11 protein-coding genes are annotated in these 13,394 nt (G+C 65.3%); 2 read left to right on the top strand and 9 right to left on the bottom strand.

Features of this window, described 5'->3' with window-relative positions:
* Positions 1–26 precede the first annotated feature (26 nt).
* From EP237_RS01040 to EP237_RS01020, 5 genes are all read right to left on the bottom strand, one after another.
* Positions 27–428 (bottom strand): winged helix-turn-helix domain-containing protein, encoded by a 402-nt coding sequence (locus EP237_RS01040; RefSeq protein ID WP_240661423.1) that lies wholly within the window; start codon positions 426–428, stop codon positions 27–29.
* 135 nt (positions 429–563) lie between these two features.
* Complete coding sequence (locus EP237_RS01035; RefSeq protein WP_127557204.1) at positions 564–2,357, bottom strand: gamma-glutamyltransferase family protein; 1,794 nt, start codon at positions 2,355–2,357, stop codon at positions 564–566.
* Between the two features lie 69 nt (positions 2,358–2,426).
* Positions 2,427–3,737 carry an aspartate aminotransferase family protein gene (locus EP237_RS01030; protein ID WP_127557202.1) on the bottom strand — a complete coding sequence of 437 codons (1,311 nt, stop codon included), beginning with the start codon at positions 3,735–3,737 and terminating at the stop codon, positions 2,427–2,429.
* Between the two features lie 12 nt (positions 3,738–3,749).
* On the bottom strand, positions 3,750–6,152 hold the full coding sequence (locus EP237_RS01025) for a GcvT family protein (protein ID WP_127557200.1): 2,403 nt from the start codon (positions 6,150–6,152) through the stop codon (positions 3,750–3,752).
* Positions 6,149–8,530 (bottom strand): GcvT family protein, encoded by a 2,382-nt coding sequence (locus EP237_RS01020; RefSeq protein ID WP_127557198.1) that lies wholly within the window; start codon positions 8,528–8,530, stop codon positions 6,149–6,151. Before EP237_RS01020 ends, EP237_RS01025 begins: the two co-directional genes overlap by 4 nt.
* 59 nt (positions 8,531–8,589) lie before the next feature.
* On the opposite strand from EP237_RS01020, the gene EP237_RS01015 reads away from it, so the two are divergent.
* Positions 8,590–9,336, top strand: coding sequence for a sulfotransferase-like domain-containing protein (locus EP237_RS01015; protein ID WP_127557196.1), 747 nt, complete (start codon positions 8,590–8,592; stop codon positions 9,334–9,336).
* Here the strand turns inward: EP237_RS01015 and EP237_RS01010 are convergent.
* Complete coding sequence (locus EP237_RS01010; protein ID WP_127557194.1) at positions 9,327–10,838, bottom strand: trimethylamine methyltransferase family protein; 1,512 nt, start codon at positions 10,836–10,838, stop codon at positions 9,327–9,329. The genes EP237_RS01015 and EP237_RS01010 overlap by 10 nt on opposite strands.
* 84 nt (positions 10,839–10,922) lie before the next feature.
* Between EP237_RS01010 and EP237_RS01005 the strand changes: the two genes are divergently transcribed.
* Positions 10,923–11,900, top strand: coding sequence for a LysR family transcriptional regulator (locus tag EP237_RS01005; RefSeq protein ID WP_240661421.1), 978 nt, complete (start codon positions 10,923–10,925; stop codon positions 11,898–11,900).
* Here EP237_RS01005 and EP237_RS01000 read toward each other — a convergent pair.
* From EP237_RS01000 to EP237_RS00995, 3 genes are read right to left on the bottom strand one after another with little or no spacing between them, the layout of a single operon-like run.
* Positions 11,897–12,292: a CBS domain-containing protein gene (locus EP237_RS01000; protein ID WP_127557191.1), complete on the bottom strand. Its 396-nt coding sequence runs from the start codon at positions 12,290–12,292 to the stop codon at positions 11,897–11,899. The genes EP237_RS01005 and EP237_RS01000 overlap by 4 nt on opposite strands.
* The gene (locus tag EP237_RS22990) at positions 12,289–12,444 is read right to left on the bottom strand and encodes a hypothetical protein (RefSeq protein WP_164744580.1); all 156 of its coding nucleotides are present in this window, start codon (positions 12,442–12,444) and stop codon (positions 12,289–12,291) included. The genes EP237_RS01000 and EP237_RS22990 overlap by 4 nt, the downstream gene beginning before the upstream one ends.
* The gene (locus tag EP237_RS00995; RefSeq protein WP_127557188.1) at positions 12,444–13,394 is read right to left on the bottom strand and encodes an FAD:protein FMN transferase; all 951 of its coding nucleotides are present in this window, start codon (positions 13,392–13,394) and stop codon (positions 12,444–12,446) included. Before EP237_RS00995 ends, EP237_RS22990 begins: the two co-directional genes overlap by 1 nt.

Below are 13,394 nucleotides of genomic sequence, written 5' to 3'. Positions count from 1 at the left end.
ATGGCCATTGAAACACATCGCTGACATCAGCCGCGCCCTTGATCGTCCGGGGCGGCATCCCCGGTCTTCAGCAGGTCCGATATGGCATTGATCCGCGCGGCACCGGCCTCGGCAGCGATGTCTTCCAGTTTCCGATAATGCTTCAGCACTTGTTCCCCGGCTTCGGTCAGTCTTGCACCGCCGCCTTTCGCCCCGCCCCGAACGCTGTCGACCAGCGGCTTCTGAAAGGCGCCATTCATCTGATCTACAAGGGTCCACGCCCGTTTGTAGCTCATGGACATGGCCCGTCCGGCAGCGGCAATCGAACCGGTGTCGCGTATTCCTTCCAGCAGATCCGCCTTGCCGGGGCCAAGCATCAGGTCATCCCCGAAGAGAAGTCTGAGGCGCAGGCGGGAGGGCGGTGATGGCAGCTGGTCGGGGTGGGACATGAAAGGGAGTTAGCCGCATGAGACGACCGATGGCAAGGGTTCATTATGTTTCTGCGAACATATCGTCTATGCCAGAGCTTCGTCCTCATCGCAGGACAAGCCCGGAACGCTGATCGCATTGTGTGGCCCAGGCCCTCAACGCCCGGCGGCATAAGCCTGCATCAGGCGCGGAGTTGCAGCGGCGGACATGATCCCGTCAGGACGGATGCGCGCAGCGGTCAGCCGCCCGATGGACCACGGGTCCGAAACCTCCAGCCGGTGACCGCGCCGTTCCAGTTCGGCCAGCGTCGCCCGGGGGAAATTCGGCTCGATCATCAGATAGCCGGGCTTGGTGCCGCGCGGGTAGAAGCTTTCCAGCAGATGGCCCGTGTGGAAGAGCGGCCCGTCGATGGCCTCTTGCAGGTTCATGCCGTGATGGATCAGCCGTAGCAGGAAGGTCAGTTGCCATTGATCCTGCTGATCCCCGCCCGGTGTGCCAAAGGCCAGCTTCGTTCCGTCCGGGGCTTGGGCCATCGAGGGTGACAGCGTCGTGCGCGGTCGGCGACCTGGGGCGAGCGAGGTCGGCAGGCCCTCCTCCAGCCAGAACATCTGCGCGCGGGTGTTGAGCGGAACCCCAAGCCCCGGCACCACGGGTGAGGATTTCAGCCATCCGCCCGACGGCGTGGCAGACAGCATGTTGCCCCATTGGTCCACCACATCGACATGGCAGGTATCGCCCCGTTTGGCCGTCAGATGCGCCATTGTCGGTTCGCCGATGCCGATGCCGGTATCGTCGGGCACGGGTTCCGCCACACGGGCGCGGAACGCATCGGCCCAGTCCTCATATCCCGCGAGGGAGCCCGGTCGGAAGTCGAGGCTGGCGCTATCCCCGATCTCTGCCCGCCGCGCCGTGCCGTATTCGGCGGATAGCAGTGCCTCCAGCGGCAGGTCCTTTGCGTTCGGCTCTCCCAGATAGGCATCGCGATCCGCGAAGGCGAGCTTCAGCGCCTCGGTGACGAGGTGAACGAAATCCGCCCCCATTGGGTCCATCCCGGCCAGATCATCGCCGCGCAGCATTTGCAGGCATTGCAACAGCACCGGCCCCTGGGTCCAGCCGCCGCCTTTCCAGACCGTCCAGCCCGCATGATCGACCGAGATCGGGGCCTCAATGCTCGCCCGCCAATCGGCCATGTCCTGCCCGGTCATCACACCCATATGGCGGTCACCAGAGGCGTCCAGCACCTCGGCATCCCGCAGGAAATCGTCAATTGCCTCGGCAACAAACCCCTCGTAAAAGGCCAGCCGCGCCGCTTCGATCTGTGCAACCCGGTCCACGCCCGCGCTTTTGGCCTCGTCCACCAGCCTCTCCCAGAAATCGGCCAGCATGGGGTTGGCGAAGAGAGTCCCCGCTTCGGGTGCCTGACCACCGGGCAGCCAGACCGGGGCGGAACTGGGCCATTCCGTTCGGAACACATCCGCCATGCCCGCAATCTCATTCGCCACGCGCGGCAGGATCGGATGTCCATGACGGGCATAGTGGATCGCGGGGGCCAGCACCTCCGCCAGTGGCAGGCGACCATGATCGCGAAGCAGCAACATCCACGCGTCAAAAGCCCCCGGCACGACAGTGGCGAGCAAACCAGAGCCAGGGATGCGCGTCAGCCCCCGGGCGCGGTAGTGGGCAATCGTCGCCCCCGCAGGCGCGGTGCCCTGCCCGCAGATCACCACCGGTTCCTCCGCCCCTGCCGCCCGGAAAAGCAGCGGCATGTCCCCAAGCGGCCCGTTCAGATGCGGCTCCACCACGTTCAGCACAAAGCCCGCAGCCACCGCCGCATCGGCGGCACTGCCGCCAGCCTCCAGCATCTTCATGCCTGCCGCCGTGGCCAGCCAATGGGTGCTGGTGACCATGCCGAAGGTGCCGGAGATTTCGGGCCGCGTGGTGAATGTCATGGGGCTTGCTTTCAGTTGGACGACTACCCCCAAGTCAAAGCGCAGATGGGCGCGACAGGCAATGCCCCGTCAGCCGAGCGCGGTGAAGGCCCGGTCGAGCCCCTCGGCCACCTCGTCCACATCTGCCAAAGAGAGACACATCGGCGGCACCATGCGCAGCACCGATTGCGTGGGCCCGGATTTGGACAGGATCAGGCGCGAGGCGCGACAGTTCTCGAACACCGCCGATGTGGTTTCACGGTCGGGTTCCTTGGTGCGCCGGTCCTTCACCATCTCGATGGCCAGCATCAGCCCCCTGCCTCGCACGTCGCCAATGGCCTCGTGCTTGTCCTTCAACTCATGCAGGCGTTTCAGCAGTGCCGCACCGACCGTGCGTGCATTCTCCTGTACCTCGTCCTCGCGGATCACCTGCAGTACCGCGCGTCCCGCCGCGCAGCTGGTGGGGTTGGCGCCATAGGTGTGGAACATGAACTTTTCCGCCATCGGCGCGGCGATATCCTTGCGCGTCACCACGGCCCCGAGGGGGAAGCCGTTGCCGATCCCCTTGGCCATGACGACGATATCGGGCACCACCCCGTCGGCCTCGAACCCCCACATGTGATCGCCGGTGCGCCCAAAGCCCGATTGCACCTCATCCGCGATATAGAGCCCGCCCGCCGCGCGCACCCGTTCCGCAGCGCCGGACATGTAGCCCTCTGGCATCTCGATGATGCCACCATAGCCCTGCACGCTTTCCACCAGCATCCCGGCGATCCTGCCGGAGGTGGCGGTGGCAATGGTGCGCTCGATCTCATCGAGATACGGGGCCGCGCCCGCGTTTTCCCCGAAGATCCCGCGATACTGGTTCGGGTCGGCCACGAAAGCGACGTTGCCGGGCATGCCGGGGTGGCGCCAGGTGGAAATCCCCGTCACCGATTGCGCGGCAGCGGTCGGGCCGTGATAGGCGGTGCGCAGCGCCAGAAGGTCGAGATTGCCCGTGTAGGTCCGGGCGATGGTCATGGCGAGGTCAATGGCCTCGGCCCCGGAATTGGTGAAATGCACCACCCAGTCATGGCCCTTCGGCATCGTCGCGGCCAGCTCCTCGGCCAGATGCGCGGGGACCGGGTGATAGAACATCGTCGTGCAATGGGTCAGATCGGCGGCCTGTGCTTGGGCGGCGGCGACCACCTTCGGGTGGGAATGGCCGACAGAGATACAGACATTCATACCCAGAAGGTCGGTGTATTTGTTGCCCTCTGCGTCCCACAGGTATTGCATCTGCCCTTTGCGGAAGACGATCGGATCCTTGAAGGGCACGAACTTGGTCTGCGTCGCCGCGTAGTAGGTGTCGCGGCGGCGCGCGGTGCCCTCGGTCGTCCAGTCAATGGGAAGGTCGGTCATCTTGGGCTCCTTTCACGCACGCAGGCGGCTATTGTCGGGGTCGAAGGGCGGGCGGTCCAGCACGGTCGCGGCGCGGCGCTGGCCCAGGATTTCGATGCTGAGGTCTTCACCGGACAGCGGTTCGCGCAGCAAGGCAAGGGCCAGAGCGTGGCCAACCCTATGGCCAAACCCGCCCGAGGTAACGATGCCGATGATCCTTTCGCCTTGATAGACGGGGTGGGCATAGAACGGATCGGTCGGGCCGTCCTCGATGCGCAGCAGGACCGACTGCCAGTCGTTGGCGCGCGTCAGCAGGGCTTGCCGTCCGAGGAAGTCGCGGCCCTCGGTCTTGGTGAAGGCGGCAAGCCCACTTTCCAGCGGCGAGCGTTCCGTGGTCAGGTCCGCGCCCCACCCGCGATAGCCTTTTTCGAGCCGCATGGAATTGGCGGCATAGGCCCCGTAAAAGCCGATCCCGTGGGGCTGGCCCGCCTCTTCAAGCGCATCGAAAAGCGCGGGCAGGTGCTGTGCCTCGGCATGCAATTCCCACCCCAATTCGCCAAGATAGGAAACGCGAAGCGCCCGCACTGGCAGGCCCGCGACAGTGATCTCCTGCACGGTAAGCCACGGGAAGCCGTCGCCAAGGTCTGCATCGGTCAGCGTCCCCAGAACATCGCGCGATTTTGGCCCCATCAGGCCGATGACCCCGAGCCGTTCGGTGACAGTCGTCACGGTCACATCACGCGCCGCCGCATGGTCGCACAGCAGGTCAAGGTCGATCTCTTCCGCCGCTGCGGCGCTGGTCAGATAGGCGTGATCCTCTGCCAGCCGCGCCACGGTAAATTCCGACAACACGCCCCCCGTTGGGGTCAGCGTATGGATCAGCCCGATCCGCCCTACACGCGGCGACGTGTTGGCCCCGAACGTGTCGAGGAATTCTGAAGTGCCTGCCCCGGTGACTTCGAACTTGGAGAAAACCGAAAGATCGGCCAACGCCACACCGTTTGTCGCGCAAGAAACCTCCCGCGCGACAGGCTCGAACCAATTTGTCCGCTGGAAACTCTCCCTCGCATGATCATCGGGCATGTCGGAGAACCAATTGGGCCGCTCCCAGCCATGCGCCGCGCCCATGACGGCGCCGCGCGCAACCATCCGGTCATGCAGGGGCGACAGGCGCAGACCGCGCCCTGCGGGGCGTTCCTCATAGGGGTAATGCACGCCGAATTGCAGGCCGAAACACTCCACCGCCTTTGCCACGCGAAAATCGCGGTCCGCCCAATCCCCGAACCGTCGGCTATCGATCGCAAGCGCATCCATCGGCGGTGCCCCATGCGTCATCCAATGGGCCAGGAACCAGCCCGCGCCGCCGCCTTCCATCACCCCCATAGAGGACCCGGTCAGAAGCCACGCCCCCGGCACCCCATGGGCCGGGCCGATGAGTGGGTTGGCGTCGGGGGTGAAGGTGATGGGGCCATTCACCACCGTCTTGACGCCGCCGTTGCCCAGTGCCGGAACGCGGGCCATGGCAGCCTCGATGATGTGTTCGACCCTGTCCAGATCAGGCGGCATCAGTTCCGCCCCGAACTCGGGCGGCACCCCGTCAACGGACCAGACCTGCGCCTCTTTCTCATAGGGCCCAAGGATCAGCCCGTCGCGTTCCTGCCGCAGATACCAGCTTTCCTCCGGGTCGCGGATCATGGGCAGTTCCGGCAGACCGGCGGCGATGCGTTCGGCCACTTCGGGCACGGTGTCGGTGACAAGGTACTGGTGCAGCACGGGAACCAAGGGCACGTTCACCCCCATCATCTGCCCAACCTCGAAGCCCCAGGTTCCGGCGGCATTCACGATCTGGCGGGCGTGGATCGTGGCCTTGGGGGTCTCCACGATCCACCCCTCGCCCTCCCGCGTGATCGACAGAACCGGGTTCTGACGCAGGATCGTGACCCCGTTTCGTTGCGCAACCTGCGCCATGGCGTTGGTGGCCAGTGAGGGGTCAACATGGCCGTCATCGGGTTCATAAATCCCGCCCAACAGACCATCGAGTTGCGCCAGAGGATGCAGCTCCGCGATCCGCTCGGGCGTCAGCACCTCCAGCGGATAGCCGGTGAAGGCCGACAGCCCCGCGACATGGCGGAACTCGTCCATCCGCTCGGGGTTCTTCGTCACCCGCATCGCGCCGGACCGATGGAACCCGCAGCTTTGCCCGGTTTCCTCGGGCAGCACGTCGCGGTAGAGCTTGACCGAGTGCGCCCGAAGCGCCTGGATCGTGGCGCTATGGGCGAAATGGGTACAGAGCCCCGCGGCATGCCAGGTGGATCCGTGGGTGAGATCGTTCTTTTCGGTCAGCACCACGTCAGACCAGCCTGCCTTGGCGAGGTGATAGGCCAGCGACACGCCCATGGCGCCGCCGCCAATAATGAGAACCTGCGCCTCGGTCATGCGCGCATCCTTTCGCCTTTGGGATCATAGGGGGGCCTGACCAGCACTTTGGCCGGGTAGCGTGCCCCTGCGATGTCGATCTCGAACTGCCGGTCTGCAAGCGGCGTATCGGTGAGGTCGATCAGCGCGAAGGCCAGTGTCAGCCCCGTCCGTGCGCCCCGCCCGCCAGAGGTGGTCAGACCCACGACGCGGCCCGCTTCCCAGACCGGTTCGTCATGCAGAACAAGCGGATCGCCCTCGACCTGCAACAGCACCAGCTTGCGGGTGAGGTTCCCACGCTGCGCCTCCAGCGCCGCCTTGCCGGTAAAGTCCTTCGTCCAGTCGACGCAGAATCCAAGGCCAGCCTCCAGCGGCGTGATCTCCGGCCCCACATCGTGCCCCCAATGGACGAAGCCCTTTTCCAACCGGCAGGCATCCACCGCGTAGTGCCCCATGGGCTGCGCACCTGCCGCGATGAGCTGATCGAAAAGCGGCCCGGCCACATCAGGCGTGGCGGTCAGTTCCCATCCAAGCTCGCCCACGAAACTGATCCGCGTGGCGCAGAAGTCCCTGCGGGCGAAGGGGATCGTACGGGCGGTGGCGAAGGGGAAATCCTGCCAGTGATCGCCCGCCACCGCCGTCAGCACATCCCGCGCGCCTGCGCCCATCACACCGATCACGCAGGTTTCCTCCGTCACGTCTGTGATGGTCACGTCGAAGCCCTGGGAGGCCCGACGCAGACAGGCCCCGTCGCGCCAGCGGGTCGCGGCGCCGGAGGTCAGGCGGAAGCGGTCGGCGGCCAGACGGGTCACGGTCACATCCGCCTCGATCCCGCCTTTGGCGTTCAGAAGCTGGGTGTAGACGACCTTGCCCTCGGGCACGTCCATCAGGGAACAGGCGATCTGCTCCATGAAGGCCAGGGCCTGTGGCCCGTGGATGTGGAATTTGCTGAACGGCGAGAGGTCGAGCAGAACGGTCCCCGTCTCCATCCGCGCGGCTTCCCGCGCGACGATGGGCTCCCATGGTTGCGCGCCGATGGAATAGGGCAAGCTGCGCTCGGCCTCGTCTTGCGCATACCACAACCCACGTTCCCACCCGGCGGTCAGACCGAATACAGCACCTTGCGCCTGCCAGCGATCATGCAAGGGTGACAGCCGCAGTCCCCGCCCGGCCTTGGGATGCTTGAACGGCCAGTGCAAGGCGAAGAGGTCGGCCACGGCCTCTTCCATCCGCGCGGCCATGTGGGTGTCGCTGGCGGCAAGCGGATCGCAGCGGGCGATATCGACTTCCCACAAATCCATGGGCGGGGTGGCGTCCACGATCCAATCGGCCAGCACGCGACCCACGCCTGCCGAAGACATGACCCCGACCGAGTTCATCCCCGCCGCCACGAAAAGCCCGTCCATGCCGGGGGCCTGCCCGACCAGTGGCCTGGTGTCGGCGGTGAAGCTTTCCGGCCCGTTCATGAAATGCTGGATGCCGGTGGTTTCCAGCGCCGGAATCAAGGCCAGCGCCGCCTCCATGAAAGGGGTGAACTGGTCCCAATCTTCGGCCATCTCAAGGAAAGGTCGATTGCCTTCCGGCCCATGCGGGTCCCAGCATTTGGCGTTCGGCTCGAACCCGCCAATGACCAGCTTGCCGGTATCGCCCTTGATGTAGATTCCCCGGTCGAGGTCGCGCAGCACAGGGAAGCCAGCAAACTCGGGCCTTGGTTCGGTGACCACATACATATGCTCAACCGGTTGCAAAGGCAGCGCCAGACCCGCCGTCGCCGCAAGCCGCTTGGACCACGCACCCGCGCAGAGCGCCACGTGATCGGCCCGCATCTCGGTGCCATCCGCCAGCCTCACGCCAGTTACCCTGCTCCCGTCTGTCAGCAGCGCGTCAATGCCTGTGTTTTCCCGAATCTCCACCCCCGCCGCCTTGGCCGCGCGGGCATAGGCCATGCACAGGTCGACCGGATTGACGCTGGCATCCTCAGTCACGTCCATCACACCGACCAGCCCGGCAGGATCGACACAAGGCACGTCACGGGTCAAATCATCGGGACCGACCATCCGGGGCGACAGCCCGAAATGACGGCCAAGCGCTGCGATCCGGTGCAGCTCGTCCATCCGTTCCGGCTCGCGCGCCAGCCAATAGCCGCCGGTTTTCCGATAGCCGGTCGACAGCCCCGTTTCGGCCTCCAGCCTCGGGAACAGCTCACCGGCATACATCGCCAGCCGGGTCATGTTGGGCGTTGCGCGCAGGGGGCCAACGATCCCCGCCGCGTGCCAGCTGGTGCCGGAGGTCAACTGGTTGCGTTCCAGCAGAACTACGTCTTGCGCCCCACGCTGCGCCAGGTGATAGGCCAGTGACAGGCCAATCGCCCCGCCGCCGATGATGATGATACGGCTCATGCGGGACCTCCTATCGCGGGGAATTGACAGGGCATTCGAACCGGCGCAGCTTCGCAGGCATGACCATTCACGCGCTCTGGTGCCACCCCCGCTCCGTCTCGACCGCCTTTGAACGCATCATGCGGCAAAGGGGCGATCTGACCGTCCTGCATGAGCCCTTCATGTATGACTACTATATCGGTGCGGGGAACAAACCCTTCGAGAATTTCGAGCCGGAACCGGGCCATCCGACCGACTACGCAGGCATCCGCGAGATGATCCTGAGACTTGGCGCGCATGCGCCTGTGTTCTTCAAGGACATGGCCTATTACGTGCAGGACAAACTGCCCGCCGACCCGGACTTCATGAGGGCCATGAGCCATGCTTTCCTTGTCCGCGATCCGGCAGAAAGCATCCTGTCCTATCACCGCAAGGACCCCGGTTTCGCCTGCGAAGAGGTGGGGATCGAGGGGCTGTGGCGGCTTTACGAACAGTTGCGCGCGGCGGGGTTGAAGCCGGTGGTCATCCGCTCGGCGGCGCTGCGGGCCGACCCTGCGGGGCAAATGGCGCGCTATTGGCAGGCCGTGGGATTGCCCGACTGTCCCGAGGCGCTGAGCTGGGACAGCGACGTTCCCGAGGGCTGGAAATCGGTTGAGGCTTGGCACAAGGAGGTTCTGTCTTCCACGGGGATCAAACCGGCGGAGGACCGGGACTACCGGGCGGAGCTTGCGGCGCTCGGTGCGCCCTATACCGACTACGACGCGCATCACCGGCCGTTCTACGATCTGCTCTGCCAGGCGGCGGACGAGGACGCGCATCAGAAGTAGGCCCTGTCTTCGGTCTCGGATTTGCGGCGCGCGATATAGTCCTGCAACGCCTCGTCAATCGCGGGGTCCAACCCCGGATCTTCATACTCTGCCAAGCGCTGTTTCCACAGAGCATTCGCGCGCTGTGCCATGTCGAGCCCGCCAGCCCCGGACCAGTGTTCATAGGAATTGTTGTCGGGCAGGTCGGGCCGGAACAGCGCCCTGAGGAAATTCGCCTGTGTGTGCTCGGACCCCAGGAAATGCTTGCCCGGTCCGGTCCCGGCAATCGCCTCCATCGCCTGCGCGTTTTCAGAGAGGTCAATGCCATCAAAGAACCTCGCAACCTTGCCGCACAGATCCGCATCCATCATGGTTTTCTCATAGCCCGTGACCAACCCGCCCTCCAGCCAGCCGGTGGCGTGGTTGATCATATTGGCGCCCGCGAACATCGACATGAGCAGGCCCCAGGTGCCCTCCTGCTGGCTTTGCCCGTCCGGCAGTTTCGACGCGGACAGCGTGCCAACGGTGTGAAACGGCACCCCGAGCCGCCGCGCCAGCTGCCCCGCGGCCAGCACCATCTGCCCGGCCTCCGGTGTGCCGAATGTGGGCGCGCCGGTCTGCATCGACATTGTCGACGCGAAGGAGCCCATCAGGCAGGGCGCGCCGGGATTGACCAGCTGCACCAGCGCAAGGCAGGCCATCGCCTCTGCCAGCACCTGCGCCAGCGTTCCGGCGACGGTCGTGGGGCTCATCGCGCCGGTCAGGGTCCAGGGGGTGCAGGCTACGGGCTGACCCGCGCGGGCATAGGTTTTCAGCGCGCCGGACATATTGGCATCCATCACCAGCGGCGCATTGGTGTTGGAGACACAGTAGAGCACCGGATTTTCGGCCACGTAATCCGCACCGAACAGAATCCGCGCCATATCAATCGCATGCCCGGCCCGTTCCGCCCCGATGAACGCTCCCATGAAGGGCCGGTCGGACCAGCGGATATGGGCGTAGAGCATGTCGAGATGGCGCTTGTTGGCAGGCAGGTCCACCGGTTCGCAGACCACACCGCCGGAATGGTGCAGCCAGGGGATCATCTGGTGCAGCTTCACCAGATCGGTGAAATCCTCGCAGGACGCATAGCGCCGGCCCCGGTCCATATCCTGCACGAAGGGCGGCCCCCAGGAGGGGCAGAGCACACTGGTGCTGCCGCCCACGCGGACCGATTTCGCGGGGTTGCGGGCGTGTTGCGTGTAACTGGCGGGGGCTGTCGCGGTGATGGTCCGGCGGCAGAAGCCGGGCACGAACCGCACCCGCGTGCCCATCACATCGCACCCGGCCTCGGCGAAGATCTGTAGAATCTCGGGATCGTCGTGAAACTCCATCCCCGTTTCGGCAAGGATGCGGTCGGCATTGGCCTCGATCAATTCCAGCCCTTCCTGCGACAGAACCGGCAGCGGCCCGATCTTGCGGTCAATATAAGGCGCGCGAATGGTGCTTTGATCCACCTCTCGTTTCTTGCCACGCCTTGCCATGCCAAACCCCTGTCTCGCCTCACAGGAGCTTGACCCAACGGCCCGCGGTACAGCAAATGAAACCACACAGCATTAGGTATTCTTATGATGCAGGAAAAACTCTCCTCGCGGCTGCTGTCCGACAAGAACCTGGTGACGGCGCTGGAGGTGTTCGTGGCCATTGCCGAAACCCGTCAGGTGACACGCGCGGCGAAGCTGCTTGGCATCACCCAATCAGCGGCGTCTCAGCAACTGGCCTCGCTGGAAGAGGCCTGCGACGCGCGGCTGGTGGACCGCTCCGTCAGACCGCTGAGACTGACGCAGGCGGGCGAGCTGTGCCTGCGTCACGCGCAGCGCATCCTGAACAGCATCGAAGACCTCGCAACCTCCATGCGCCACGAGGGGCCCCGGCCGATCAGTGTTTTGCGGGTGGGAATGCTGGCCTCCATCGCCACCACCCTGACCCCGCCCCTGGTCAATTTGACCAAGGCCGATTTCGGGGTCGAGGACCTGACCCTGCATGCCGGCCAAAGCGGCGATCACGAAGCGCTGTTGCGCAGCAAAAGGGCCGATCTGGTGGTCACCTCGAACCCGTTTTACGACATGGACGGGCTGGAACGGCACGATGTTCTGACCGAAACCTTTCTGCTGGTCCTGCCCGAAAGCTACCGTGGCCCAAGCGGGTCGCTGTCCGATATCCTCGACAACCTGCCCTTGGTTCGATTTGCCGCAACGACCAGTGTCGGGCGGCGCACGGAACAGCATCTGCGGCGGCTGAAACTGGCGGTTCCCAGGGTCATTCAGGCGGACCGGTCTAGCATGGTGACTGCCTGTGTGGCGCAGGGCTTGGGATTTACCATCCTGACGCCGAGCCTGCTGATCGACGGGTTTGTCGAACAGATGCCCTTGTCCCTCCGCCCGCTGCCTGCGGCCAGTTTCTCACGATCCATCACCGTTGTCGCTCGGGCCGGGGAACTGGGGGACTTGCCGGAGCAGGTGGCCACAATGGCCGCTCAAAGCCTGACGGACCAGATCACCCGACAGATGGGACCGGTCGGGCGCGAAGCGCTGCATCTGCCCTAGCCTTCCGCCTGAAAGGCCCGCAGCAGATCCATACGGGTGATGATCCCCACAAGCCGCCCGTCCTGCATCACCGGATAGCGGCGGTGATTGCTGTCCATGAACGCCTGCGCGGCGGCGACGACGCCGATACCGGTGTCGAGCGTTGTCACATCCGCAGTCATGTAGCCTGCGACGGTATCGCCAAGCTCCTGGTGGTAATGGGCGTGCAGCACCGCGCGGAAACAGTCCCTGGCGGTCAGAATGCCCACAAGTCGACCCAGATCATCCACGACCGGGGCGGCGGAAATGTCATGTTCGATCAAGGTGGCTACCGCTCGGGTCACCTCCGTATCCGGCGACAGGGTCACGAGATTGCGGCTCATGTAGCGGTCGATCGTGGCGCCTTGGGTCATTCCGCCGCCCTCTTTCTCGGACAGGTCTCACAGGCCCCGCAAGACAGGCCGCCGCAGCTGCCCCGCACGGGTTTTCCTCCCATCATCAGACCAAGGCCAAGGCCAAGGGCCGCCAGAAGGAAGACCGCCAGAACCGCCAGAAAGACACCCATCAGCCCAATCCTCCTGTCTCAACGAAAGCTTGCGCTTCACCGGTCACCGTAGCGCCTCCGCCGCGTGCCACGAGGACCGTGGCCAGCCCGTTGGCCTGAGCATAGTGCGCTGCCGGCGCGGCCCCCATCACAAAGAGCGCAGTGGCCAGCCCGTCCGCCATCATCGCCCGGTCATGGAAGACCGAGACCGAGGCCAGCGTATCACCCGCAGGCGCGCCGGTGATCGGGTCGATGAGGTGGCCATAGCGCCCCTGCCCGACGGCGTAGCTCTGATCCCACAGGCCTGAGGTTGCAACGGCCATCCCGTCGAGCCGCGCGATCCCCGCCAAACCGCCCGCGCCATCCTCGATGCCCACCTGCCACGGGCGGCCCTCCGGGTGCTGGCCACGGGCGACCACCTCGCCGCCCAGTTCCAGAACGAAGCCGCCTGCCCCCGCCGCCTCCAACGCATCCGCCATCCGATCCAAGGCCTGGCCCTTGGCAATGCCGCACAGGTCCAGCGTGACACCCGCTGCCGCGCGGGTCAGCCGGTTGCCGGACAGGCTCAGCGCCCGCCAGCCTGCCTGCTCTGCCCCCTCGATCGGGCCGAACCCGTAGCGCGCCACCAATGGTCCAACGGTGGGGTCAAACGCCCCGCCCGTGTCCGACGCGACCTGCAACGCGGCGCGGGTGGTCTCGGCCACGTCCACGGACAGGGCTGCATGGCCCGCGCGGTTGAACACCGACAGCTCCGATCCCGGCTGATAGGGCGACATCCAGGCGTCCACATCGGCCACGACCCTGTTGATCAGAGCCGAGACATCGCCTGCGGGCAAATCGCTGCCAAACATTCCGCGCCAGTAGGACCCGAAGGCCTGCCCCCCGATCACCTGCGGGTCCGAGGCAAACGCGGGTCGCGCCGTCAGGGTGGCGGCGGAAAGGGCGAGGAAATGGCGGCGGGTCAGGGTCAT

The sequence above is a fragment of the Nioella ostreopsis genome (assembly GCF_004000255.1).
Classification (GTDB): Bacteria; Pseudomonadota; Alphaproteobacteria; order Rhodobacterales; family Rhodobacteraceae; genus Nioella; species Nioella ostreopsis.
This window is presented reverse-complemented; position numbering and strand designations above follow the sequence as displayed.

Bases quoted from the DNA above. Each gene is read 5' to 3' on its own strand.
- EP237_RS01040 (WP_240661423.1), bottom strand. From the start codon at position 428: ATGTCCCACCCCGACCAGCTGCCATCACCGCCCTCCCGCCTGCGCCTC.
- EP237_RS01010 (WP_127557194.1), bottom strand. From the start codon at position 10,838: ATGGCAAGGCGTGGCAAGAAACGAGAGGTGGATCAAAGCACCATTCGC.
- EP237_RS01025 (WP_127557200.1), bottom strand. From the start codon at position 6,152: ATGACCGAGGCGCAGGTTCTCATTATTGGCGGCGGCGCCATGGGCGTG.
- EP237_RS01030 (WP_127557202.1), bottom strand. From the start codon at position 3,737: ATGACCGACCTTCCCATTGACTGGACGACCGAGGGCACCGCGCGCCGC.
- EP237_RS01020 (WP_127557198.1), bottom strand. From the start codon at position 8,530: ATGAGCCGTATCATCATCATCGGCGGCGGGGCGATTGGCCTGTCACTG.
- EP237_RS22990 (WP_164744580.1), bottom strand. From the start codon at position 12,444: ATGGGTGTCTTTCTGGCGGTTCTGGCGGTCTTCCTTCTGGCGGCCCTT.
- EP237_RS01035 (WP_127557204.1), bottom strand. From the start codon at position 2,357: ATGACATTCACCACGCGGCCCGAAATCTCCGGCACCTTCGGCATGGTC.
- EP237_RS01015 (WP_127557196.1), top strand. From the start codon at position 8,590: ATGACCATTCACGCGCTCTGGTGCCACCCCCGCTCCGTCTCGACCGCC.
- EP237_RS00995 (WP_127557188.1), bottom strand. From the start codon at position 13,394: ATGACCCTGACCCGCCGCCATTTCCTCGCCCTTTCCGCCGCCACCCTG.
- EP237_RS01005 (WP_240661421.1), top strand. From the start codon at position 10,923: ATGATGCAGGAAAAACTCTCCTCGCGGCTGCTGTCCGACAAGAACCTG.
- EP237_RS01000 (WP_127557191.1), bottom strand. From the start codon at position 12,292: ATGACCCAAGGCGCCACGATCGACCGCTACATGAGCCGCAATCTCGTG.